The 24,777-nt window shown below is 63.6% G+C and carries 18 protein-coding genes and 1 pseudogene; 7 read left to right on the top strand and 12 right to left on the bottom strand.

Annotated features, from left to right (window positions below):
* Positions 1 to 949: 949 nt before the first annotated feature.
* The 4 genes and pseudogenes from ACFODV_RS16805 to ACFODV_RS10395 all read right to left on the bottom strand — a co-directional run.
* Positions 950 to 2,353, bottom strand: a pseudogene (locus ACFODV_RS16805) (DEAD/DEAH box helicase family protein); the annotation flags it as partial.
* A 585-nt stretch (positions 2,354 to 2,938) separates the two neighbouring features.
* On the bottom strand, positions 2,939 to 3,526 hold the full coding sequence (locus ACFODV_RS10405; RefSeq protein WP_379758677.1) for a peroxidase-related enzyme: 588 nt from the start codon (positions 3,524 to 3,526) through the stop codon (positions 2,939 to 2,941).
* 101 nt (positions 3,527 to 3,627) lie between these two features.
* Positions 3,628 to 5,475: a sensor domain-containing diguanylate cyclase gene (locus ACFODV_RS10400; RefSeq protein WP_379758674.1), complete on the bottom strand. Its 1,848-nt coding sequence runs from the start codon at positions 5,473 to 5,475 to the stop codon at positions 3,628 to 3,630.
* Positions 5,476 to 5,606: 131 nt separating this feature from the next.
* Positions 5,607 to 7,106: a CoA-acylating methylmalonate-semialdehyde dehydrogenase gene (locus ACFODV_RS10395; RefSeq protein WP_379758671.1), complete on the bottom strand. Its 1,500-nt coding sequence runs from the start codon at positions 7,104 to 7,106 to the stop codon at positions 5,607 to 5,609.
* 274 nt (positions 7,107 to 7,380) lie between these two features.
* Between ACFODV_RS10395 and ACFODV_RS10390 the strand changes: the two genes are divergently transcribed.
* A complete protein-coding gene (locus ACFODV_RS10390) occupies positions 7,381 to 8,328 on the top strand; it encodes a LysR family transcriptional regulator (protein WP_379758669.1) in 948 nt (315 codons plus the stop codon).
* A 21-nt stretch (positions 8,329 to 8,349) separates the two neighbouring features.
* Here the strand turns inward: ACFODV_RS10390 and ACFODV_RS10385 are convergent, their stop codons facing one another.
* On the bottom strand, positions 8,350 to 10,311 hold the full coding sequence (locus ACFODV_RS10385) for a sensor domain-containing diguanylate cyclase (RefSeq protein ID WP_379758666.1): 1,962 nt from the start codon (positions 10,309 to 10,311) through the stop codon (positions 8,350 to 8,352).
* A gap of 426 nt (positions 10,312 to 10,737) precedes the next feature.
* Here ACFODV_RS10385 and katG point away from each other — a divergent pair, with 426 nt between their 5' ends.
* Entirely contained in the window at positions 10,738 to 12,906 is a 2,169-nt protein-coding gene (gene katG / locus ACFODV_RS10380; protein WP_379758663.1) for a catalase/peroxidase HPI, read from the top strand.
* 131 nt (positions 12,907 to 13,037) lie between these two features.
* On the opposite strand, the gene ACFODV_RS10375 is transcribed toward katG, so the two are convergent.
* The 3 genes from ACFODV_RS10375 to mntA form a co-directional block, all read right to left on the bottom strand.
* A complete protein-coding gene (locus tag ACFODV_RS10375) occupies positions 13,038 to 14,525 on the bottom strand; it encodes a protein adenylyltransferase SelO (RefSeq protein ID WP_379758660.1) in 1,488 nt (495 codons plus the stop codon).
* A 99-nt stretch (positions 14,526 to 14,624) separates the two neighbouring features.
* The gene (hepT, locus tag ACFODV_RS10370; protein ID WP_379758657.1) at positions 14,625 to 15,044 is read right to left on the bottom strand and encodes a type VII toxin-antitoxin system HepT family RNase toxin; all 420 of its coding nucleotides are present in this window, start codon (positions 15,042 to 15,044) and stop codon (positions 14,625 to 14,627) included.
* Entirely contained in the window at positions 15,029 to 15,445 is a 417-nt protein-coding gene (gene mntA / locus ACFODV_RS10365; protein WP_379758654.1) for a type VII toxin-antitoxin system MntA family adenylyltransferase antitoxin, read from the bottom strand. Before mntA ends, hepT begins: the two co-directional genes overlap by 16 nt.
* Before the next feature lie 661 nt (positions 15,446 to 16,106).
* On the opposite strand from mntA, the gene ACFODV_RS10360 reads away from it, so the two are divergent.
* Both ACFODV_RS10360 and ACFODV_RS10355 read left to right on the top strand, forming a co-directional pair.
* Positions 16,107 to 17,810 (top strand): sodium:solute symporter family protein, encoded by a 1,704-nt coding sequence (locus ACFODV_RS10360; RefSeq protein ID WP_379758651.1) that lies wholly within the window; start codon positions 16,107 to 16,109, stop codon positions 17,808 to 17,810.
* A gap of 76 nt (positions 17,811 to 17,886) precedes the next feature.
* The gene (locus ACFODV_RS10355) at positions 17,887 to 18,015 is read left to right on the top strand and encodes a putative transporter small subunit (RefSeq protein WP_379758648.1); all 129 of its coding nucleotides are present in this window, start codon (positions 17,887 to 17,889) and stop codon (positions 18,013 to 18,015) included.
* A gap of 10 nt (positions 18,016 to 18,025) precedes the next feature.
* Here ACFODV_RS10355 and ACFODV_RS10350 read toward each other — a convergent pair whose 3' ends face one another.
* The 4 genes from ACFODV_RS10350 to ACFODV_RS10335 form a co-directional block, all read right to left on the bottom strand.
* Positions 18,026 to 19,291, bottom strand: coding sequence for a TRAP transporter large permease (locus ACFODV_RS10350; protein ID WP_379758641.1), 1,266 nt, complete (start codon positions 19,289 to 19,291; stop codon positions 18,026 to 18,028).
* Positions 19,288 to 19,869 carry a TRAP transporter small permease gene (locus tag ACFODV_RS10345; protein WP_379758638.1) on the bottom strand — a complete coding sequence of 194 codons (582 nt, stop codon included), beginning with the start codon at positions 19,867 to 19,869 and terminating at the stop codon, positions 19,288 to 19,290. The genes ACFODV_RS10350 and ACFODV_RS10345 overlap by 4 nt, the downstream gene beginning before the upstream one ends.
* Positions 19,870 to 19,884: 15 nt before the next feature.
* Positions 19,885 to 20,868: a TRAP transporter substrate-binding protein gene (locus ACFODV_RS10340; protein ID WP_379758635.1), complete on the bottom strand. Its 984-nt coding sequence runs from the start codon at positions 20,866 to 20,868 to the stop codon at positions 19,885 to 19,887.
* A gap of 119 nt (positions 20,869 to 20,987) precedes the next feature.
* Positions 20,988 to 21,671: a GntR family transcriptional regulator gene (locus tag ACFODV_RS10335; protein ID WP_290798122.1), complete on the bottom strand. Its 684-nt coding sequence runs from the start codon at positions 21,669 to 21,671 to the stop codon at positions 20,988 to 20,990.
* Between the two features lie 174 nt (positions 21,672 to 21,845).
* Here ACFODV_RS10335 and dctP point away from each other — a divergent pair, with 174 nt between their 5' ends.
* The 3 genes from dctP (at position 21,846) to ACFODV_RS10320 (ending at position 24,771) form a co-directional block, all read left to right on the top strand.
* Entirely contained in the window at positions 21,846 to 22,841 is a 996-nt protein-coding gene (gene dctP / locus ACFODV_RS10330) for a TRAP transporter substrate-binding protein DctP (protein ID WP_379758632.1), read from the top strand.
* A gap of 71 nt (positions 22,842 to 22,912) precedes the next feature.
* Positions 22,913 to 23,434 carry a TRAP transporter small permease subunit gene (locus tag ACFODV_RS10325; RefSeq protein WP_379758630.1) on the top strand — a complete coding sequence of 174 codons (522 nt, stop codon included), beginning with the start codon at positions 22,913 to 22,915 and terminating at the stop codon, positions 23,432 to 23,434.
* 2 nt (positions 23,435 to 23,436) lie between these two features.
* Positions 23,437 to 24,771, top strand: coding sequence for a TRAP transporter large permease (locus tag ACFODV_RS10320; protein WP_379758627.1), 1,335 nt, complete (start codon positions 23,437 to 23,439; stop codon positions 24,769 to 24,771).
* Positions 24,772 to 24,777 lie beyond the last annotated feature (6 nt).

The raw sequence follows: 24,777 nt of genomic DNA, 5'->3' as shown, positions 1-24,777 counted from the left end.
CACGCGGCCGCGCAAGACATTGGACTGGCGCACGCCGCTGGAAGTTTACGCCGAGGTGCTCAAGAAATCGGTTAGTGGCCCGAGCACCCTTCAATAGTGTTGCGCTTGGAACTTGAGACCGCCCTGCCTTGATCTCGGCAGTGCCATAGGCGCCGTGTAGCAGCAGGGAGCAGGTGAAAGGCAGATCATCCAACTGTCGCAGCGGCACACTTTGGTGGGCACGCCTCCAGGTGGCAATCTCCGCGGCATCCGCCGCCACGCTGGGATTGTCACGCCACTTCTGCAACGATTCGCCGAGACTATTCACGCCCACCAGACCGCCCTTTCGTCCCCACAGCAAATAGTGCAGAGCCGTTTGCTGGGCGATGTCATAGCGCCCCAAAGCCTCCTCAACGCCGCCATCCGGGGCACCCAGGATTTCAATGGCTTTAAGAAGCTCAGGATCGCTACGTAGGGCAATACGCGGCAGCGCCTTTCGCACTTGGTCGAGATCAGGGTCATCGGGAGGTGAACGCCGCTCGGCCAGCGCCTTCCACTCCGACCAGCTGCGTCGCGCCAATACCTGAACCGGAGACAGGCGCGTCACTTCCAGGAAGCGGCCAAAGGTGAGCGGTTTACCCACCTCGTCAGGCCAAGTACGAAGCGTCTCGGGAATGAATTGATTCAGGTCACTCAGCACCGCCCGAATCTTACTAAGCACATGCTCTCGCGCCACCCGCTCGAGCTGAATGCTGCAGCCGGGCGGCAGGCTCGGGAAATCGGCTTCCACCTCCCGATCTAACCGCTGTCTCCGTCCTGAGAGCAAAGCGGTGAATCGCGTGTCCAGCCGGTAGCGTCGGTGGGTCTGTCCCACAAAATCCAGCACGGTCAGGCACTCTTTACCTGGCGCATGACGCAACCCACGTCCTAACTGCTGGAGAAACACCGTCAAACTCTCAGTAGGTCGAAGGAACATCACGAGATTAATATCCGGTACGTCGACACCCTCGCTGAGCACGTCCACGGTAAACAGAAACGGCAGCTTTCCCTCCCGAAACTCCCGCAGCCGCTCTGATCGCAGCTCAGGCGGCGTCTCTCCAACCAGTACAGCGGACCGGTACTCATCACCCAGCCTGTTGAAGCAGTCAGCCATGTACTCAGCGTGACGCACACCCGCGCAGAATCCCACCGCACGGATGCCCTCCAAGTTAGGCTGGTAGCGCTCGAGGGCCTGCCGAACGGTATCCACCCGCTGCTTGGCGAGAAAGTCGTCACCGGTCAGCAGATTCTGAATCTGACGAGCGTCATAGCGGCCATTGCGCCATAGATTGTCATCACTGAGATCGACGCTATCGCTAACACCGAAATAGTGGAATGGACATAGCAATTTTTCTTCCAGTGCCTCCGGAAGGCGAATCTCCGCAGCGAAGTCACCATCAAAATCAGGAAGGATGCTACTGCCATCCATCCTCTCCGGCGTGGCAGTCAGCCCCAACAGCAGTTTGGGCTTGAGATTATCGAACAGCGCCCGGTAGCTGCTGGCGGTGCCGTGATGGGCCTCATCGATGACTACGTGGAAAAAGTGCTCAGCCCCAAGGCGATCCCAGGGCCGCTGACGATTGAGTGTCTGCACCGAGGCAAATAGATGACGGTGCTCAGATGGAGACTCTCCGCCTACCCACAGCTCGCCGAAGTTCTGGTCTCGCAGCACGGTTCGAAAACAGGCCTGAGCCTGTTCCAGGATCTCCTTACGGTGGGCCACGAACAGCAGTGGCACTTGGCGTCCCTCATGCTCGCAGACTCGCCGATAGTCCAGCGCAGAAATCACGGTCTTCCCTGTACCAGTGGCCGCTACTACCAGATTTCGATAGGAGCCACGCTGACGTGCCGCGTCGAGGGCTTCCAGAATTCGTAGCTGGAATGGCCGAGGCGTAATGTCGGCGAAAAACAGAGCTCCGCTGCGGTCGCGTTCCTTGTGTGCTGCGATAGCCTGGCGAAATCGAACGAAGTCCTCTTGGGTGTAGCGTTCAAACTCGTCGCTTTCCCAATAGGCGGCAAACTCCGCCTCGAAACGCTCAAGGATATGCGGCATGTCTTGGGCAGTCACCTTAACGGTCCACTCCAGCCCCTGGCTCATCGCCGAATGGGACATGTTCGCCGAGCCGATATAGCCGGTGGAGTAGCCGCTTTTTCGGCGAAAGTGGTAAGCCTTGGCATGCAGCCGGGTGCCACCGGTGTCGTATGAGACGCGCACAGTGACATTGGGCTGCTGGGTCAGCCACTCCAGCGCTGCCGGGTCGCTGGCGCCCATGTAACTGGTCGAAATGAGTCGGACCGGCACGCCGCGCTCGGCAAGTCGCTCGAAGGCCGGCATCAGCAGCCGAAGGCCCGACCATTTGATAAACGAGACCAGGATATCGACCCCATCGGCCGTGGCCATTTCCGCTCGCAACTCATGCTCCAGCGGCGGGTCATGGCCCAATCCAGTTAGCAACGCGCTGATGGCAAGAGGCGTATGCGGCCGAGGCAGTGGCTCCTTGCCGCTCCCGACTTCTGTCAGCATCGACTTGTCGGTGCTGAGTAACCGCTTGCGGGTCAGATAGTCGAGCCCGTCGGTGGCAGAGACCAGCTCGATAATGCGGTTAAGAAGCGGCAGCCGTTCGCTGAAGTCAATTATTCTCAACGCTTGCTTAAGTAGCTGGCTAATAAACTGAGCGTAGGCATGGGGGGCCGTCTCATCGTCTAGTGAGCGGAGCACTGGCTTCAGTTCGGGATGCGCAACGAGCTGCGTCTTAAGCTCTTCATCGAGGAGCCGTTCATACAAACCTTCAGGTAGCCGATCCATGCATTACCCCGTTTATCCCCTTCCGTTGGCAATTCAAGGTACCAGCAATTAATTCATATTGGGTGCCCCCCGCCTTCGCGCAGGAAACCTGCGCTCCCACAAGGTCGGCGCATCTTACTTCTCCCGCGGCACCCGCCCCATCAGGTAGAACTCCTCGTTGGGCGGCGTGCCGGCCAGGGTGACCAGGCGGTTGGACATGCCAAAGAAGGCGGCGATGGCGCCGATGTCCCAGATGTCGTCCTGGGTGAAGCCGACCTCGAGCAGGCGGGTCTGCCACGCTTCGGTGAGTTCGCCCACCTCCAGGCCGCTGTGCATCGCGAAGTCGATCATCACCCGGTGACGCTCGCTCAGGCCGGCGACGCGGTGGTTGATGGCCACCTGGTCGGCCAGCAGCGGGTCCTTGCTGTACAGACGCACCAGCGCACCGTGGGCCACCACGCAGTAGAGGCACTGGTTGCGGGCACTGGTGGCCACCACGATCATCTCCTTCTCGGCCTTGGTGAGGGTGTCGGCCTCCCGCTCCATCAGGGCGTCGTGGTAGGCGAAGAAGGCGCGGAACTCGGCTGGGCGGTGGGCCAACATCAGGAAGACGTTGGGGATGAACCCCGCCTTCTCCTGCACCGCCAGCATGGCGTCGCGGATGTCCTCGGGCAGGTCCTGGATCGACTCGGGAATGGGAAAGTGGCTGATCGGCGTGGTCATGGCGACTCCGTAGGTTATGGTTGTTGTCCTGTCGCTACAGTTAACGTCAACGTCAATTCACTGTCCATGCGGACCAACGTCGCAACCTGCCGGCACACCCCTCACGTCTCCTCGAGGATGGTGCGGGTCACCACCCGATTGCGGCTGCGCTCCTTGGCTTCGTACATCGCCTCGTCGGCTTCCCGATAGAGCCGTTGGGCATCCGGCACGCGCTGGTAGTCGGTGCAGCAGACCAGACCGAACGAGGCAGTAACCACGCCTGTCTCGGCCTGCTCATTGGGTATGGCGAGATCCTCGAGGGCCTGCCGGAAGGCTTCAATGGCGTTCCGACCCTCGCCCAGGGTATCGGCCTCCAGCAGCAGGCCGAACTCCTCTCCGCCCAACCGAAACAGCCGATCGCCGGCGCGGCGGAAGTGGGCTCCAAGCAGGCCGGCCACCTGGACGAGCACCTCGTCGCCGGCCTGGTGGCCGTAGGTGTCGTTGTAGGCCTTGAAGGCATCGATATCCATCACGGCGAACAGCAGCGGCAGGCCGCGACGGCGGCGGCGCTGCAACTCCTCGTCGACCAGCTCATGGAACTGGCGGCGGTTGAGGAGGCCGGTCAGCGGGTCGGTGCGGGCCATGGCGGCGAGCCGCCGGTTAGCGGCCTCGAGCTCGCGGGTGCGCTCGGCCACCTCGAGCTCCAGCTGCTTGCTGTGTGAGCGATGCAGCTCATGGGTGGCACGTTCGGCGGTGAGCTTCTCGTTCTTGAGCAGGTTGATCTTGTAGGCCAGCCCGAGAGCCAGCAGCAGGAACTCCAGGCCCGACCCCGCCTGCACGGCGTATTCGGTAAAAAAGTTGTAGGGCAGCACCCCGGCCACCCGCAGAAAGTAGAGCGACACCCCCACCAGCAGCACGCACCAGGCCACCAGGAAGATCTGCGCCAGACGGTCGCCCAGCCAGCTGCGCCAGACGGCCACCGCGAGCATCAGCGAGGAGAGCAGGATGGCAGCGGGGATCATGACGCGAAACACCAGGGCATAGTGCCCCAGCAGCGCCGGCAGCGAACCCGCCAGGCACAGGCCTGCCAATGCGAGGAGCGCACGCGAGAGGCGGGGCGCATGCTGCTGCAGATTGAGGTAGCTGATGCTGAACACGCTCAGGGTGACGGCAAAGAGGCCAATGGTCAGCGGCAGCATCTGGTTATTGAAGGTGGGCCAGTTCGGCCACCAGTACTGGAAGGCAAAGCCCCGTGCGGTGAACATCAGTACGAAGAAGGTGCCGAGGTAGACCACATAGTGCAGCAGGCTGCGCTCCCGGATGGCCAGGTAGAGCAGCAGATTGAAGATCATCAGCGCCAGCAGGGCGCCGAAGTAGAGGCTGAAGGCCATCAGCTCACGCTGCGATTTCTGCAGGAAGCTGCCGTCGCTCATCAGGTAGAGCGGCGTGGCGTCGTAAAGGCCGTCGTGGGTGTCCAGCCGCAGCACCAGGCGGCGCGTCTCGCCGGGCGGCAGCGGGATGGGCAGCACGAAGGTGCGGTGCGCCACGGGGCGGGAGTCGAAGGCCCGCCGATCGCCGGTCTGCCACGCCTCGACCACCTCCCCCGCTTCGTCGACCACCCAGGCGTCCAGATAGTCATGCAGCGGCATGCCGAGCTCCAGCAGCCGACGCACCTGGCCCTCACCGGTGTTGGAGAGCTCCACCTGCAGCCACCAGGCCGAGTCGGAGAAACTGAAGTTGATCGTCTCCTGGCCCGAGGGCCACCAGGGCAGCGTCTCATCCCGGGCAAGCAGATCGGCGATGTCGAGCTCGCGCTCCGCGTCCTCCAGCAACTGCACGTGCGGGCCCAGATCGAGTTGACCGGGCGACTGCGTCACATCGATGGCGGCCTGGGCCGGTGACACCAGCAGACAGGCAAACAGTAGCCAGACGGCCAGGGCCGACGGCAGAAGGAAGGAACGGCGGGTCACGAGAGCTCCGGTATCGTATCCGTACGATCCGGACACTGTAGCAGCTTCGTTTTACCGCGCGACCGGGGCCATCAACGCAGTCGGCCCCGCCTCTCTCGAGACGGGGCCGCCGGGTCAAAGCGCTGGAAGAATCAGCCCAGCGAGATGGTGCTGTTGATGCCGCTGGAGACGTTCTCCGGCTCGAACCAGCGCGCGGTGACGGTCTTTGTCTGGGTCCAGAAGGCGATGGCCTGCTTGCCGTTGGGCCCCAGATCGCCAAGCTTGGAAGCCCGGGAGCCGGTGAAGCTGAAGTAGGCGACCGGCACCGGGATCGGTACGTTGATGCCGATCTGGCCGACGTCGATATCGGTCTCGAAGCGGCGCGCCACCCAGCCGGAGTTGGTGAAGATCGAGGTGCCATTGCCGTTGGGGTTGGCATTGATGAACGCGATGGCGTCGTCGAGGGTCTCGACGCTCACCACACACAGCACCGGGCCAAATATCTCCTCGCGGTAGATGGTCATCTCCGCCGTCACGTCGGCGAACAGGGTCGGGCCGACGAAGTTGCCCTCCGGGTAGCCTTCCACCTGGCAGCCGCGGCCGTCGACCATCAGCTTCGCGCCCTCCTTTTCACCGGCGCTGATCAGGCGCTCGACGCGCTCCTTGGCCTGCGGGGAAACCAGCGGCCCCAGGTCGGCATCACGCTGAGTGCCGGGACCAACCTTCATGTTGCGAGCGCCCTCGACGATATCGTCCAGCCATTCGCGGGCCTCGCCCACCAGCACCACCACGGAGTTGGCCATGCAGCGCTGGCCGGCGGCACCGAAGGCGGAACCCAGCAGGTTGTTGATGGCCTGGCTGCGGTTGGCGTCGGGCATCACCACACAGTGGTTCTTGGCACCCATCATCGACTGCATGCGCTTGCCGGCGGCGCCGGCGCGGTTGTAGAGCAGCGTGCCCACGTGGGTGGAACCGATGAAGGAGAGCGCCTTGATATCGGCATGGTCGGCGATCTGGTTGGCCACATCCGGGCCGCCGTGGACCACGTTGAGCACCCCGGCCGGCACGCCGGCCTCGTGGGCCAACTCGACCAGGCGCATGGAGGAGCTGGGGTCCTGCTCCGAGGGCTTGAGCACGAAGGTGTTACCGGTGGCAATGGCCAGCGGGAACATGAAGCAGGGCAGCATGATCGGGAAGTTGAAGGCGGTGATGCCGGCACCCACGCCCAGGGGCTGGTGCATGGTGTAGACGTCCACTTCGCTGGCGGCGTTTTCGGCCAGCTCGCCCAGCTGCAGGGAGGTGATCGAGCAGGCATGCTCCACCACTTCCAGACCGCGGCCCACCTCACCCTCGGCGTCGGGCAGGGTCTTGCCGTGCTCCTCGGTGATCAGTGCGGCCAGCTCGGCGGTGTTGTCGCGGATCAGCGCCTGGAGCTTGAGCATGATACGCATGCGTTTGCCCAGCGGGACCTTGCGCCAGGTCTTGAAGGCCTCCTTGGCGCTGGCCACGGCGCGCTCGACCTCCTCGGGGGTGCAGAAGGGCACCCGGGCGACGACTTCCTGGGTGGCCGGGTTGACCACGTCGCGCCACTCCTGGCTCTGGGAATGGACGGGCTGACCATCGATATACATGGGGATTTCGCGGACTGACATGGACGTGCTCCTCTTTATAATTTCGCTATCGATAATTTCGCTATCGCTAGCGTCGCTTTCGCGTCGCAGTGCGGTTGCTGACAGGGGTGGGCTCTTCGGATGAACCTTGCCGCGGATTCCCCCGACATTAGACTTTGTGTGTATATAAACACGGAAGTAGATAGGCTGGAGTCTATCCAGAGGTCGGATGGTGTGACAACTGGCACTCGGGCACATTGCTTGTGCACTGACGCACAAGCAGCTCATTCGTGATCCGCCACCCCCCGGAGACCCCATGCTCGATTGGCAGGACATCCAGATCTTTCTCGAGGTGGCACGCAGCCAGCGGCTCACCGATGCCGCCCGTCGGCTGGGGCTCGATCACTCCACCCTGTCGCGGCGCACCCGGCGCTTCGAACAGAAACTCAACACCCAGCTCTTCGAGCGCAGCACCCACGGCTACCACCTGACGGAGGCCGGCCAGCAGCTGCTCGCCCACGCCGAGGAGATGGCTCGCCACGCCTCCGAGGCCGGCGAGAGCCTCACCGACAAGAATCACCAGATTAGCGGACAGATCCGCCTCGGGGTAACCGAAGGTTTCGGCACCTGGGTGATCGCCCCCCTGCTTTCGGCCTTTTGTGAACGCCACCCCGGCGTCACCCTCGACCTGCTCGCCCTGCCCCGGGTGGTCAACCTGAGTCGCCACGAGGCGGACCTGGCCATCACCGTGGAGCGCCCCGTAAGCCCGGGTCTAGTGATCTCACGGCTGTGTGACTATCGGCTGCGGCTCTATGGCAGCGAGGGCTACCTGACCCGTTTCGGCCGACCGGGTCGGGTCGCCGAGCTGGGTCAGCATCGCCTGGTGGGCTACGTGGACGACCTGATCTTCAGCGAGCAGCTCAGCTATCTGGAGCCCCTGCTCGACCCCGCGGTGGTGGGCCATCCCGGGCCTCACTTCGCCATTCGCAGCACCAGCGTGACCACCCAGCACGCCGCCTGCCTGCACGGAGCGGGCCTGGCCGTGCTGCCCTGCTTCATGGCCAGCACCTCCGGGACTCTGGTGAACGTCCTCGAAGACGAGGTGGCGATCGACCGTCAGTTCTGGATCACCGCCCGCCAGGAGCAGCGCCGGCTGGCGAGGGTGAGGCTGCTGTGGAACTTCCTGCGCGAAGCGCTGGAGATCAATCGCGCCTTCCTCATGGGCGAGATCAGGGAACTGACGCTACCCGCTCACGACAGCTGAGCGACAGCCAACGGCGATGCGTCAGAAAACGCTGCTGTCGGCTTCGCGCTCGACCCAATCACGATGCACCACCACCGCATTGCGCCCCCCGTGCTTGGCCGCATAGCTGGCCGCATCGGCACGGGCCAGCACCGTGGCGATCGAGTCATCGCCATCCAGAAACTGGGTCAGCCCGATGCTGGCGGTCACGAAATATTCCTTTTCGGCCTGGCTAACGCTGACCCGGGCGATGGCATCGCGCAATGACTCAGCAATTCTCTCGGCATGCTCCTGAGTACAGCTCGGCAGCAGCAGCCCGAACTCGTCACCGCCCTGCCGCCCCAGGTGATCACTCCCACGGGTCTCCCAGGCCACCACCTGGGACACGCGTCGCAATAGTTCGTCGCCGAGGGCATGCCCGCCCTCGTCGTTGACGGGCTTGAAATGGTCCAGATCGAACAGGATAAGTGCCGAAGGCGTGCCGGTCTTGGTGAAGTCGGCCAGGGCCTCTTCCAGGCGCCGCTCGAAACCGCGCCGATTAAGCAGGCCCGTCAAGGGGTCGTGCTCGGCCTCCCAGCGCCGCAGCGCTTCCTGATGCCGCCGTTCGGTAATGTCCTTTACCGTGCCCACAATCCCTAGCGGCTTGTCGCTTCCCCGCACCAGGCTGGCATGCACCTCGACCCAGAGCACCTCGCCGTCGCTGTCCCGCATGCGCAGTTGCCGCAGGAAGTCGGAACCCTGGCGAAGTGCATGTCGCCACAGGTCGCGTGCATCTTCCAGATCATCCTCGTGGATATGCTGCCAAAGGTCATCGGTCGAGGCCACCGAGCCAAGCCCCAGCATCGCCAACAGTGCGTCGTTCAGGTAGGTGACATCCCCTTTGAGATCGGCAACGAACATGCCGGTCGGCGTCGACCCCAGGATGGCGTTCAGAAAAGCCTCGCGCTCACGCAACCGGTACAGTGCCTCGCTACGCTCATACTCCAGGTGGTTGAAGGCATCAGATACCTGGATCAGTTCACGCAGGCTGGTCGAGAGGGCCAGTTGCTGGCGGGCGCCAGAGCCGATTTCAGCAATCTGCTGCTCCAGACGATGCAGCGGCGTGAGTTGGCGGCGGACCCACCAGCGGGTGACCAGCAGCATCAGCAGGGCCGCCACCAGCCAGGTCCACCACAGCCGCTCCAGGAAGGCGTGCAGGGGAGCTATCACCGAGCGACGGGGCATCATCAAGGCCACCACCCAGTCGGCCTGCCACACCTGTCGATAGGCCACCAGCATGCTCTCGCCATCCAGTTCGTGGCGGGTTTCGCCCTGCCAGCCGTCCAGCGCCAGCTGAAAGTCCTCCGGGTTCAGGCGCTGCAGCGTCTTGACATGCCCTGTCAGGGAATCTGGTACGAATATCGGCTCGCCCTCGGCCGTGAAGATCGCCACGTGGCCCTGATGCTGAAAGGTCTGAGAGGCAATGCTGCGGAAGAACTGGCCATGGGCCAGATTCAGAAGTCCGCCCACCATGCCGTCGAACTCGCCGTCCACGGTGAAGCGAGGTACCAGCATCATTACCAGTGGCTGCAGGCTGGCCCGACCCATGAAGGGGCGACTGACGAGGGGCCAGGGAGAGTGCCGCATCATCGGGAAAAACTCCCGGGACGAGGTCTCAAGGCCAATGCGGCCTGCCACCTCGGGCAGGTCCGCGATCACCACGCCATCGGCACCGATGATCACGACTCCCTCGAAATCGGCCAGAAGACTGCGATTGCCCTTCAAACGGCCTGCGATTTCCGCGTCCGTTCCTTCGGCGAGCTGATCGGTGAAACGCGACAGCGCATTGAAGCGCTGGTCAATGCGGTCCTGGAGAGCTCGGCTCAGCATTTCCGCCTGATAGCCCAGATGAGTCACGTTAGCGTCTCGCACCAGCGTCTGACCGATCCCCCAGGCAACGCCCAGCAGCAGCCCGATGATGACCAGCCAGGTCGCCACCAGCCCTACCAGCAGTCGTCCCTGCATAGTATCAAGTCGCCTCCTGAGGACGCCGGGTATCAACCGTTTGAGCAAGCCACCTCCAGCTCGACGTAGGCATGACCTACCGGGATGTCCTCTTGGATTCCCGAAGGCGAGTCATTACAAATGTCACAAATCCTCATTTTACTACAGGTGCAACGGCTTCCTCTCAACTCTGGCTGGAGCATCAGCTTGTCAGGCGGGTAGTGCCCGTTCGCGAGGCTCGAGGCGATAAAGATTCGCTATCGACACAGTCGGCAAACTCGCATTGTGCTAATAGATCCATCAAGAGTAGTTTGGAAGGATAAGGACGTTGGATCACGGCCTAGGCCATCTGGTGGTCAGGGGTTTGAAGGGGTCCATTGTCCCGGCAAACCGCCATCGTCTATAACGGTGGTAGGTACAAAAAAGCAGACATGATTGGAGAGCGATATGGGTGATCAGCAGAACACCGGCAAATGTCCGGTAATGCACGGCGGCAACACGCAGCAAAAGGCGGACGTCACCTCCTGGTGGCCGGAGTCTCTGAAGCTGGACATCCTCCACCAGCATGATCGCAAGACCAACCCCATGGGTGAGGACTTCGACTATCGCGAGCAGGTCAAGCAGCTCGACTACGACGCGCTTGAAAAGGACATGCACGAGCTGATGACCAACGGCCAGGAGTGGTGGCCCGCGGATTGGGGCCACTACGGCGGCCTGATGATTCGCCTGGCGTGGCACGCAGCGGGTACCTATCGTCTCGCTGATGGCCGCGGGGGCGCCGGCACCGGCAACCAGCGCTTCGCACCGCTGAATTCTTTCCCGGACAACGGCAATCTGGACAAGGCACGCCGTCTGCTGTGGCCGCTCAAGAAGAAGTACGGCAACAAGATCAGTTGGGCCGACCTGTTTATTCTGGCCGGCAACGTGGCTTATGAATCTTTCGGCTTCAAGACCTTTGGCTTCTCCTATGGTCGCGAAGACATCTGGCACCCGGAGACAGACATCTACTGGGGGGCAGAAAAGGAGTGGCTGGCGCCGTCCGATGAGCGCTATGAGGATGTCGACAAACCCGACACCATGGAAAACCCGCTGGCAGCGGTGCAGATGGGTCTGATCTATGTCAATCCGGAAGGCGTGAACGGCGTGCCGGATCCCCAGAAGACCGCCGAACAGGTCCGCGTGACCTTTGCGCGCATGGCGATGAACGATGAAGAAACCGCCGCCCTCACCGCTGGCGGTCACACCGTGGGCAAGACCCACGGTAACGGCGACGCCGAAGCGCTTGGGCCGGAGCCGGAAGGTGCCGACGTTCATGAACAGGGTCTCGGCTGGCACAACCCGAACCTGGACGGCAAGGCGACCAACGCGGTCACTTCCGGTCTCGAAGGTGCCTGGACCACCAACCCGACCCAGTTCGACATGGGCTACTTCGACCTGCTGTTCGGCTATGAGTGGGAGCTCAAGAAGAGCCCCGCCGGCGCCTGGCAGTGGGAGCCGATCGACATCAAGGAAGAGCACAAGCCGGTCGACACCACCGATCCGTCCGTTCGCCGCAACCCGATCATGACCGATGCGGACATGGCCATGAAAGTGGACCCGACATACCGGGCGATCTGCGAAAAATTCATGGCAGACCCCGACTATTTCAAGGACTGCTTCGCCCGTGCCTGGTTCAAGCTGACCCACCGTGACATGGGTCCCAAGTCACGCTACATCGGTCCAGGCGTACCGGCCGAAGACCTGATCTGGCAGGACCCGGTTCCCCAGGGCGAGACCAACTACATCGAAGAGGTGGTCAAGGAGAAGATCGCCGACGCCGGCCTGAGCATCCACGAGCTGGTCGCTACCGCCTGGGACAGCGCCCGCACCTACCGAGGCTCCGACATGCGCGGCGGCGCCAACGGTGCCCGTATCCGCCTGGCCCCGCAAAAGGACTGGGAAGGCAACGAGCCGGACCGCCTGATGAAAGTGCTCAAGGCCTACGAGCAGATTTCCACTGACACCGGTGCCAGCATCGCCGACGTGATCGTGCTCGGCGGCAACCTGGGCATCGAGCAGGCCGCTAAGGCCGCAGGCTTTGACGTTCACGTTCCCTTCCACAAGGGTCGTGGCGATGCCACCGACGACATGACGGATGCCGAGTCCTTCGAGCCCCTGGAGCCGTTGGCCGATGGCTTCCGCAACTGGCAGAAGAAAGAATACGCGGTCAAGCCGGAGGAGATGCTTCTGGACCGCGCCCAGCTGATGGGCCTGACCGCGCCGGAAATGACTGTCCTGCTTGGCGGCATGCGAGTGCTGGGCACCAACTACGGTGGCACCGGCCACGGTGTGTTCACGGATCGCGTTGGCCAGCTGACCAACGATTTCTTCGTCAATCTGACCGACATGGCCAACCGCTGGGAGGCCACGGGCAAGAACGCCTACAACATCGTGGACCGCAAGACCGGCAACACCAAGTTCACCGCAACCCGCGTCGATCTGGTGTTTGGTTCCAACTCCATCCTGCGCTCCTACGCCGAGGTTTACGCCCAGGACGATAACCAGGAGAAGTTTGTGAAGGACTTCGTCAAGGCCTGGAGCAAGGTGATGGACGCCGACCGCTTCGACATCGCGTAGCACCGATAGTACGGCCGGGACTCGCGCCCGGCCAGGCGGTAGACAAGACAGAGACGCCCGGGGAAAACCCCCGGGCGTCTTTTTGTGAGATCGACACCACGCCGGTTCGTCGAATCGCGATGTTGCCGACGTCAGGTCCCGCAGAAAGTCCGGAACACACGCTCGGTGGGCGGCGCGGGCTGGGCGTAAGCCTCGTGGCCGGGCTGCTCGGTGAAGGGCTCTGCCAGCACCTGGCGCAGGGCCTCGAAGGGAGTGAAGTCGTCGTGCTCGGCGGCCGCGGCGATCACCCGCTCCACCTGGTGGTTGCGGGGAATGTAGAGCGGATTGACCGCTCTCATCCGCGCGCTGATCGCCTCTCCGGGAACGTCCTCCCGGGCCAGCCGTTCTCGCCAGCGCGGCAGCCACTCCTGCAGCGCCCTGTCGTTCTCGAAGAGCTCGGCCAATCCGGAGGCATCCGCCTCCACGGCCTCGGATAGACGGCGAAAGCCCAGGGTGAAGTCGGCACGGCCGGCCGCGAGAATCTCGAGGAAGGCCTCGGCCAGTTCGCGGTCGCCCTCCTCTTCACGCTTCAGCGCCAGCTTCTCGCGCATCGTCTTCAGCCACTGTGCTTCATACAGCGACTCGTAGCGCTTGATCACCTCGGTGGCTAGCTCCACGGCACGCTCCTGGTCGTCGTGGAGCAGCGGAATCAGGGTCTCGGCCAGGCGTGCCAGATTCCACTGGGCGAGCCAGGGCTGGTTCTGGTAGGCATAGCGCCCCTGTTCGTCGATGGAGCTGAATACCATGGTCGGCGAGTAGGCCTCCATGAAGGCGCAGGGGCCGTAGTCGATGGTCTCCCCCGAGATGGTGCAGTTGTCAGTGTTCATCACCCCGTGGATGAAGCCCAGGCCCATCCACTTCGCCACCAGGGCCGCCTGACGCTGGGAGACCGCCTCCAGCAGCGCCAGGTAACGCTCTCCCTTCGCCAGTTCCGGGGTCAGTTCCGGGGTCAGTGCAGAATAGTGGCGTTCGATGGCCATATCGGCCAGTGTCCTGACCGCCTCCCGGTCGTCGCGGGCGGCGAAGTACTGGAAGGTGCCCACCCGCAGGTGGCTGGCGGCGACGCGGGTCAGCACGGCGCCGGGCTCCGGCACCCGCCGGAACACCCGCTCGCCGCTGGTCACTGCGGCCAGGGCCCGTGTGGTGGGCACCCCGAGCCGATGCATCGCCTCGCTCACCAGGTATTCACGCAGCACGGGGCCCAGCGGTGCTCGGCCGTCAGCGCCCCGGGAGAAGGGCGTCATCCCCGCCCCCTTGAGCTGGATGTCGCGCAGCCGACCCTCGCGGTCGGTCACCTCGCCCAGCAGCACCGCCCGACCGTCGCCCAGCCGCGGGTTGAAGTGGCCGAACTGATGGCCGGCATAGGCCTGGGCAACGGGCTCGGCGCCTTGTGGCACGGCGTTGCCGGAGAACCACTCGGCTAACCGCGCCTCATCTAACCGCATGAGATCGAAGCCCAGCTCCTCGGCCAGGGGCCGATTGAAGGCCACCAGGCGCGGCGCAGGCACCGGCACGGGGTCGAAACGCACAAAGAAGTGTTCGGGAAGGCGGGCGTAGCGCAGGGTGAACGCGGGAAACATGGCGGCTCCGGTCGGCGGGATAGCGCAGAATGAACGCATACCCGAGTATAACGCTCAGGCTTATCCCTTTCGAGTCATCACCGATGTGTCTGCAATCGCTCAGCGCAGCGCCGGGTCCATAAAAACGCCGGCAAATTGTCTGAACTGGTCGAGGTGGTCATGGCAGATGGTGAACACCACCTCCCAATTCACCGTTTCATAGTTGTGCACTACGATATTCCGGAAGCCCACCGACTTACGCATGTCATCGGCCAACTCACGGCTAATCACACCACGTTCCGCCAGCACCTCGAAACTCTGGCCCATGGTGATGGGAGACATCAGTTCGTGATGCTCGGCAATCCAGTGAGAGGCGATATCGACACAGAGTTGGACGGCACGAGTGAGGTTGAGGGCCAGGATATCCTGAACATCCAGATCCGTCTCCAGCTCCTCGACACTCTCCGGACTGCGGCTCTCCAAGCGCGCAACACAACGCCTTAGCGACTCCAGTTTCTGGTTGATCAAGGGTTGATCCATGCGGCCTGCCTCGCCCTAAGGATCCTCTGCTGCAGAGGCACGAAGTCCTCGTTGTCGATGATGTTGCGATAGACCAGCCCAGCCCAGGCCGAATCGCTGCCCTTCAAGCGAACGCCGGACACCACGATCTGAGTCAGCAACGGCTGGCCAGCGGTTCTGAGGTCGACCAGATCCACCGGTCGTGAGGACGCCAAGGCCAGCGCCTCGATCATGTCGATCTTCTGCGCGCTGGTCAGCGGCCGCCTGCTTTCCACGGCAATATCGAGGTCGCTGTCGGGCCGGCCCATACCCTTTGCAATCGAGCCAAAAAGCACCACCTGCCCGATCTCATCAAATGGCGCCAGCGCATTCAGAATCGCTCGATGACGCTCATGATCCTCGTCATTCTGCCCGGCCTGCATGGTCTCGACCTCGCCGTCTCGGAAGTGAATTCATTGTACCTCTTGAGGGCTCACCCTGCTTGACGACTGCCTCATCTCTCTACCGGCGAGAGCTACTCGCGAATCAGATCGACCAGGCGCCTGGCCGCCTGACAACAAAACCAGAAATTCGAAGAAAATGAAGACATTTAACTTCTAAATCGGAACAAATTGGACATGAGCCGCTCAGGCGAGTAGGGTCGTGTTTCCCTTGATCGGGCATAACTCCTACAACAGATCACCGACTGGCCCTGGGCAGAGCCCTGACCAGCCCGGTCTTGCCGTACCGCAGACTGGATCACCGGCACTCTCGACGGCTCGTCGTGGACGCCACCGCTAGAGAAGACATCCATGTCTCGCCACTTGTCTCGTCACTACGCCGATGAAGGACGGTGCATGCCTCGCCGCCCGCCACCCAGCCTCCCCGCACGGGAGTAATGCCGCTGCCGCAGCATTCTGTGCCGTGCACGGCCAATAACCTGGACGCTTTCCCGTTTCAGTGCTCGCAGGGCTCTGCTCGAGTACTCGGGGGGTACTGCGTCTCGATCCGGCCCATGGCACCCATGATCTCCGTCACTGCGTCACGCATGTCGCCTGGCCGACATGTAGCGACGCGTCCTATCCACCTATCGAGTGACACCCCTTGAACAGCGAATCGCTATACCAGTTCTCGTCCCTGACCGTCATTCTGCTGCTGGTCGCCTTCTACGGCGGCACCTACCTGATGACACTCGGCATCCGCAAGAAGAACGAAGATGCCGACGCCTTCATGGTCTCCAACCACCGCGTCGGCTTCGGCATGGGGGCGGCCAGCATGACCGCCACCTGGATCTGGGCGGCCTCCTTCTACGCCGCGGCCACCTCCGGCTACACCTACGGCGTCTCGGGCCCCATCCACTACGGGTTGTGGGGGGCACTGATGATCCTGTTCATCTACCCCTTCGGCCGGCGCTTCAGGAAGCTGGCGCCCGACGCCCACACCCTGGGCGAGCTGATCCACGCCCGCCACGGCTCTTCCAGCCAGCTGATCCTGGCGCTCTCCAACGTGCTGGGCAGCGTGATCAGTCTGATGGTCAACTTCACCGCCGCCGGTGCGCTGGTCTCGGTGCTTTCGCCGCTCTCCTTCCAGGCCGGGGTGATCATCGCCGGGGGCGGGGTGCTGCTCTACACCCTGTGGTCCGGCTTCCGCGCCTCGGTGATGACCGACTTCGCCCAGCTGGTGGCGCTCATGGCCATTGCCATCGTGATCATTCCCGCGGTGTTCTTCGCCATGGGCGGTCCCAGCGAACTGGTAGCCGGGCTCGACAACCTGACCGCCGAGCAGGCCAACCTCTTCTCCATGGACGCCATTCTCAATCAGGGCGCGCCCTTCTTCGTTGCCGTGCTGGCCTACGCCATCGGTAACCAGACCATCTCCCAGCGCCTGTTCGCGGTGAACGAAGCGCACATCAAGCCGACCTTCCTCACCGCCACCGTGGGCTATGGCGCCATCGTCATCGGCCTGGGCATGATCGGCCTGATGGCATTGACCCTGGGCGTGCAGCCGATCGATGGCGACATGAACAACCTGATCCCGCAGATGGTCTCCGGCTACCTGCCGCCGCTGTTCATCGCGCTATTCTTCGTCCTGGTGATCGGCGCGCTCTCCTCCACCGCCGACTCCGACCTTTCGGCGCTGTCGGCGATCATGATGGCCGACGTCTATGGCAAGAACATCGCCCGCGGCAAGGCCGACCCGAAGCGCATGCTGCTGGTGGGTCGCCTGACCATGATCGTGGCCACCGTGGTGGGCATCGTCTTCGCCAGCTTCTCGCTGGATATCCTGGTGATGCTGGTATTCGTCGGCGCGCTGTGGGGGGCCATCGTCTTCCCGGTGATCGCCAGCTGCTTCTGGGACCGGGTCACCAACCAGGCCTTCACTACCTCGGTGCTGGTCGCCATGGTGCTGTTCTGCCTGGCGCGCTTCGAGTTGCTGCCCCTGAGCGGCACCAGCGGCCTGTTCTTCGAGCTGCTGGCCAGCATCGGTGGCGGCGTGATCATCGGCCTGATGGTATTTGGCTTCCTGGGCCGCACCGCCGGCTTCATCGCCGCCGCCCTGGCGCTGGTGGCGATGCTGGTCTTTGCCACCGGCTTCCTGCGCGACTACACCGTGCTGCTGGCCTCGCTGACCGCCTATGGCGCCAGCACGCTGGTCTGCGTGGCGATGAGCCTGATGAGCCGCCAGCCGGCGTTCGATTTCGACACCATCCGAGAGCGAGTGGGCGACTACGACACCCACGTGGAGACGCCCAAGGCCCCGGGCGGCGAGGCCTATCACGCCTCCGCCAGCCTGACGTCTCCGCGCTGACACGCGACCTCGCCACCTGCCACCCGCGCGGTGCCGGCCCGCCGGCACCGCCGCAAATAACACAAGGAGACCGAACATGACGGCACTCTATGGCTTCTATGTACTGATCTGGCCCGCTCTCACTCTTGTCGTGCTGATAGTGATCATCCGCGCCGTGATGCGCGATCGTCGCAAGGCGAAAGAGGAACACCGTGACCTGGTTTAAACCGCGCTAATCAGCGCCCGATCAGCGCAGTGGTCAGCCACGGCTGCCAGGCCAGCAGTACCAGGGTGACCAGGCTCGCCAATAGGAAGGGCAACAGTGAACGGAAGATACGCATCGGCGGGGCACCGGTCATCGAGGAGGCGATATAGAGCCCCGCCCCCACCGGCGGGGTGAGCAGCCCCAGCACCAGGGTCAGACAGACCACCACGCCGAACTGATAGGGGCTGATACCGAACTGCTGGGTCGCAATGGGTAGCAGGATCGGCACCACCAGAATCAGAGCGGCGATGCCATCGATGATCATCCCCACCAGCAGCAGCACGCCGATCAGCAGCAGCAGGAACAGGAAGGGGTCGGTGGTGAGCGCAGCGATCCAGGCCGCGGCCATCTGCGGCAGCCGCTCGTAGACGATCACCCAGCCAAAGACCCCGGCGGCGGCAATCAGCATGATCACCAGCCCGGCATTCACCGCGGTGCGCTTGAGCACCGTGGGCAGCATGGCGAATCTCAGGTCGCCGTAAAGAAAGCGCCCAAGCAGCAGCGCGGCCAATGAAGCCAGCGCCGCGGATTCCGTGGGCGTGGCCAGGCCCAGCAGAATGCCGCCGATGATAATCAGCGGAATGGACAGCGCCGGCAGCCCCATGGCCAGCGCCCGCATCGCCTCGGTGCGGCTAGGCCAACGTCCCTTGGGATACTGCTGAACCAGCCCCACCACGGCGATGGTCAAGAAGAAGCTGAAGCCCAGCAGAAGCCCGGGCAGAATGCCGGCGATGAACATCTCGGCGATGGGCACCTGGGCCATCACACCGAACAGCACGAACAGCATCGAGGGTGGAATGATCGGCGAGAGCAGCCCACCCGCGGCGGTGATGGCCGCGCCATAGGAGCGGCTGTAACCCTCTTTCTCCATGGCCGGCACCATGGCACGCGACATGATGGCGATCTGCGAGGCGGCCGAGCCGATGATCGCCGCCATCATCATGTTGGCCACCAGGTTGATATAGGCCAGCCCCCCGCGGAAGCCGCCTACCAGCAGCCGCGCCAGGTCGATCAGCCGACGGGTCACGCCGCCCTCGTTCATCAGCTCGCCGGCCAGCATGAACAGCGGGATCGCCAGCAGCCCGTAGCTTTCTATCGCCGCGAACAGCTGCTGGGGATAGGACTCGAAGAGCACGCTGTTGCCCGAGACCTGGATATAGGCCATGGCGGTCAGCGCCAGCACCAGGGCGATGGGCACGGCGCCGAGCAGCAGCAGCACAAAGACCGCGACGGTCATTGGCTGGCCCCTGGCGGCTCATTTTGTGGAGCCCCGTGAGCCTCGACCGGGTCACCCAGACCACGCAGGGCGGAGCCCAGGTTGACCAGCCCGTGAAAGGTCAGCGACAGCGCGAACCACGGCAGGATCAGCCACACCCAGAACTTCTTGATGCCCAGCGTCGAGGTGTTCTCGGCATAGATGAAGTTGAAGGTTTCCCTCTGGAAGGCCCCGAAGTCAAACCCCAGCCGGGCCAGTTCCAGCGGCTGGTACCAGCGCCAGCAAAGCCATAGCAGCAGCACCGCGAAGACCAACACGGCGAGATCCACCAGCGCCATCAGCAGCCGGCGGCCGAAGCCCGGCAGGGCATCGGCCACCAGGGTGACGGCGATGCCCCGGCGACGCTTGAGCACCGCCCCGGCGATCAGGAAGGTCATCCAGATCATGGCGTAGATGGCGAGCTCGCTGATCCAGTAGAGCGGGCTGCCCGCGGCGCGAAAGGCCACGTTGACCAGGATCAGCAAGGTGACCGCCGCCGCGAGGGCGGCGGCGGCGATCTCTTCCAAGCGGGCCAGGCAGTCGGAGAGGCGTGACAGCATCGGCTCTTCTTCCGCTTACTGGCGCAGGCGCTCGGCTTCCTCGCGAAGCGCCTCGAGCATGGGGGCTTTCTCGGCCCAGGTGGCCTCCCATTCGACGATGGCCTCGCTGAAAAACTCGGCGTCGGCCTCGACGATATTGAGGTCCAGACCGCGGATCTCCTCCTCCTGGGCGGCGTCCATCTCCTGGAAGCCAGTCAGCACGTTCTCCAGGTGCTCGGCCATGGTGGTCTCGATCAGCTCGCGGTCCTCGGCGGAGAGCTCGCGCCACACCCGGCCTGAGACCACGCCCACCATCGGGAACATCATATGATTGGAAATCAACAGGTTGTTGGCCTGCTCATAGAACTTGAGGATCAGGATCGAATCGAAGTCCATGTCGATGGCATCGACCTGGCCGTTGGCCAGGGCGTCATAGACCTCGAGCAGCGGCATGGGTGCCGGCGCCGCACCGGTGGCCGTATAGAAGTCGCGGATCGGCTCGAAGGGGGTGATGCGCAGACGCTGGCCGCGCATGTCGTCCATGCTCTCGATCGGATCGCGGCTGAGTACCTGGCGCATGCCTACCATGCCGTAGCCGACCCCCACCAGGCCCACTTCGGCGGGCATCAGCTCGAGCAGTTCGGCGGCGGTGTCTGAGCGCAGAAGACGCGCGGCGTGGTCCACGCCATCTACCAGGTAGGGGGCGTAGAGAGCGCCGAAGTCAGGGATGCGGTTGGAGATCTCGGCGATGGTCAGAAAGGCCATATCGAGCGCCCCTGTCTGCAGTTGCTGCACCATCTGCGCTTCATTGCCCAACTGCTGGGCCGGGAACACGCTGACGCTGTGCTCGCCATCGGAGCGCTCGTGGAGGCTATCGGCGAAGGCCTCGGCCTCGGTGCTCCACATATGCTGCGGCGGGGTGATCAACCCCAGGCGGAAGTCCCGTGCCTGGGCGGTCAGTGTTGAAGCGGCCAGTGCGGTAGCGGCCACGGCCAGGGTCAGCGTCTTGAGTCGATTCATGAGAGCCTCGTGTCAGTCCAGCGTGGGCGGGCGCCCAGGGCGACCCGTTCCTGTGGTTGTCAGGCTAACGAGATTACCGCAGGCGAGGCGTTGATGGCATCCATTCGCGCCCGGGCTACTCACCCCGTGCCGCTGAGCGGGTTCTCGAAACGACGCACACTGGCCACAAAATCGCTGAAGCGTTCGCCCTGGATCAGCACGTGCTCACGCAGCAGCGCTTCGGCTCGCTCGGCCTCCCCGCCGGCGATGGCATCGACGATGGCCTGGTGCTCGTCCAGCGAAGTGTTCATCCGGTGGCGAACCTGCAGCTGCAAGCGCCGGTAAGGCTTCAGCCGCTGCTTGAGCTGGCGGGCCTCGCTGGCCAGAAAGCCGTTATGGCTAGCCGCGTAGATACAGGCATGAAACCCCTCGTTCTCGTAGTAGTACTCGTCGGGGTCACCCGCCCGGGCGGCGGCATCGCAACGGGCATGGGCCTCCTTCAGGGCAGCGAGCTCCACCTCGCTGATGCGCCGCGCGGCGAGGCGACCGCACATTCCTTCCAGTTCGGCCATCACCTCGAACATCTCGATCAGCGCCTCGATCCCCACCCGGGCCACGAAAGTGCCTTTCTTGGGCGAGACCGTCACCAGTCCGCTCGCCACCAGCTGCTGGATCGCCTCCCGCACCGGTGTGCGCGAGACACTGAACTCCTGCCCCAGCGCCTCGGGGTCGAGGCGCTCTCCCGGCGCTCGGCGCCCGTTGATGATGTCATCCTCCAGTGCGTCCCTGAGTCGTTGTGCGCTGGAGCGCTTGGCACCCGTCATGCGACACCTCCCTTGATCAAGCCGCCGGGGCTTCATAATAAACGTATTTAAGCCCGAAATACGTGTCACCGCCTTGACAGTAGCATATGTCAAGACTATTGATATATACATCAGCGTCGCTGATAAACATCACAAAAAATACCAAGCACACAACAACAATGCTGGAGACGCCCAATGAACCGCCATACTCTACCCGCCGTTGCCGCTCTGGGCATCGCCATCGCTGCCAGCTCCGTCTCGGCCGACACCGTCCTGCGAGCCTCCCACCAGTTCCCCGGGGGCCAGGGTGACGTCCGGGATGAAATGGTCCAGATGATGGCCCGGCACGTGGAAGAAGCCGACGTTGGCCTCACGATCGAGGTCTATCCCGGCCAGTCGCTGTTCAAGGCCCGCGAGCAGTGGGGCGCCCTGACCCGTGGCCGCCTGGATATCACCTCCCTGCCTCTCGACTACGCCAGCGGCCGTCACCCGGAGTTTTCCGCCACCCTGATGCCAGGCCTGGTGCGCAACCATGAGCACGCCGCCCGTCTCAACGACTCCGAGTACATGGAGATGATCAAGGCGGTGATTCTCGACGGCGGCGCCCGCGTGCTGTCCGATGCCTGGCTGTCGGGCGGCTTTGCCTCAAGCGAGCGCTGCATCACGTCTCCCGACACCGTCGAGGGCCAGAACTTCCGTGCCGCCGGGCCCGCCTTCGAGCAGATGCTGGAAGCCGCCGGTGCCTCCATCGCCTCCATGCCGTCGTCGGAGATCTACACCGCCATGCAAACTGGCGTTCTGGACGCCGCCAACACCTCCTCGATGTCGTTCGTTTCCTTCCGCCTCTACGAGCAAGTGGACTGCCTGACCGAGCCGGGCGACTTTGCCCTGTGGTTCATGTATGAGCCGATCCTGATCTCCGAGCAGGTGTGGCAGGGTCTTACCGAAGAGCAGCAGGCCGCGCTGACCGAGGCCGGCCAGGAGGCCGAGGCGTTCTTCGCCGCCGAGGCGGCGAACATCGACCGCCAGATGGTCGAGGCCTACGAGGAGAACGGCGTCGAGGTAGTGCGCATGAGCGAGGACGACTACAACGCCTGGCTCGATATCGCTCGGGAAACCTCCTACAAGAACTTCGCCGAGAACGTTCCCAACGGACAGGCCATCATCGACGCCGCCCTGGCCGTCGAGTAAGCCATCGAGTGACCACCGACTGACCGGCCACCCCGCAGGGTGGCCGCCTCCACCTCACTCCCGAGGGAACCATGGCAACCTCCTCCTCACACCAGATCGCCGCTCGCCGCGGCCCGATCGGCGGCTACATACGCCTGATGGATCGGGCATCCCGAGCCACGGCCTACCTGGCGGCCCTGCTGTTCATCGCAGGTGTCGTCGTCATTTGCCAGATGGTCTTCACCCGCTACCTGCTGGGCATGAGCACCAGTTGGCAGACCGAGTTCACCGTTTTCTCCGTCACCGGCGCCATGCTGCTGGGCAGCCCCTATGTGCTGATGACCGGCGGCCACGTCGCCATCACCATCCTGCCTGACGCCCTGGGTGGCCTGGCCCGCAAAGCCATGCGGCTGGTCGCCGCTCTTGTCGGGCTGGCCTTCTGCAGCGCCCTTGCCTACGCCGCCTGGATCTACGTCTGGGAAGCCTGGGAGGGCGGCTGGACCACCGGAACGGTATGGAATCCTCCTCTCTGGCCGGGCCTGATGCCGATGGCCGTCGGGGCAACGCTGCTCAGCCTGCAGTACGTCGCCGAAATCCTGCGCGGGGAGAACTGAGCATGGATCCGATCACCCTGGGAATCATCGTTGCCATCGCGCTGATCGTGCTGATGGCGATTGGCACCCCGATCGCCTTCGCCCTGGGCGGCGTCTCGCTGGTTGCGCTGCTTTATGACCGCGGCCTGCCGGAGCTGACCTATTTCGGCGAGACCTTCTTCGACAGGATCGCCGAATTCGGCTTCGTGGCCATCCCGATGTTCATCCTGATGGGCGCCGCCGTGGCGTCGTCGCCCACCGGGCGCGACCTCTACCGCTCCCTGGACCTGTGGATGGGGCGTCTGCCCGGGGGCCTGGCCGTCTCCAACATCGGCGCCTGCACCATCTTCTCGGCTCTCTCCGGTTCGTCTCCCGCCACCTGTGCCGCCATCGGCAAGATGGGCATCCCCGAGATGCGCACCCGAGGCTACCCGGATGGCGTCGCGGCCGGCTGCATCGCTGCCGGCGGCACCCTGGGCATCCTGATTCCGCCCTCGGTGACCATGATCATCTATGGCATTTCCACCGAGACTTCCATCGGCCGTCTGTTCATCGCCGGCGTGATGCCTGGCCTGATGCTGGCCGGACTGTTCATGGCCTGGACAATGATCGCCTGCCGCCTGGCCGGGGGCTATAACAACCCCATGGCGCAGCGGGCAGAGCGCATGAAGCAGACGGTCAAGGAAAACGTCGACGCCAATCTCAAGGCGCTGGTGCGGGTGCTGCCCTTTCTGGCCGTGGTGGCGGGCATCCTGTTCGCTCTCTACGGCGGCGTGGCGACCCCTTCCGAGGCCGCGGGCGTCGGCGCCTTCCTATGCCTGGCCCTGGCGATTCTCATCTACCGCATGTGGCGGGTAGACCCGATCAAGCTGATCATGCGCGATTCGCTGCGTGAGAGCGTCATGATCATGCTGGTCATCGCCTGCGCCGAGGTGTTCGCCTACGCCCTCTCCTCCATGTTCATTACCCAGACCGTGGCCGGTGCCATCGCCGACCTGGAGGTCAACCGCTGGGTGCTGATGGGCATCATCAACGTCTTCCTGCTGGTAGCCGGTTTCTTCCTGCCGCCGGTGGCTGTGATCGTGATGACCGCACCGATCCTGCTGCCGATCATCCTGGCGGCCAATTTCGACCCCTACTGGTTCGCGGTGATCCTCACCATCAACCTGGAGATCGGCCTCATTACGCCACCGGTAGGGCTCAACCTGTTCATCATCAAGGGGATCGCACCGGATATCTCCCTGCGCGATATCCTCATGGGCAGCCTGCCCTACGCGCTCTGCATGGTCCTGGGAATTCTCCTGCTGTGCCTCTTCCCGGGCATCGCCCTGTGGCTACCCAACCTGATCATGGGCTAATGGAGA

The sequence above is a fragment of the Halomonas tibetensis genome (genome assembly GCF_042643535.1).
Taxonomy (GTDB): Bacteria; Pseudomonadota; Gammaproteobacteria; order Pseudomonadales; family Halomonadaceae; genus Halomonas; species Halomonas tibetensis.
Note: the sequence above shows the minus strand (reverse complement) of the source record. Positions and strands in the feature narration are given on the sequence as shown.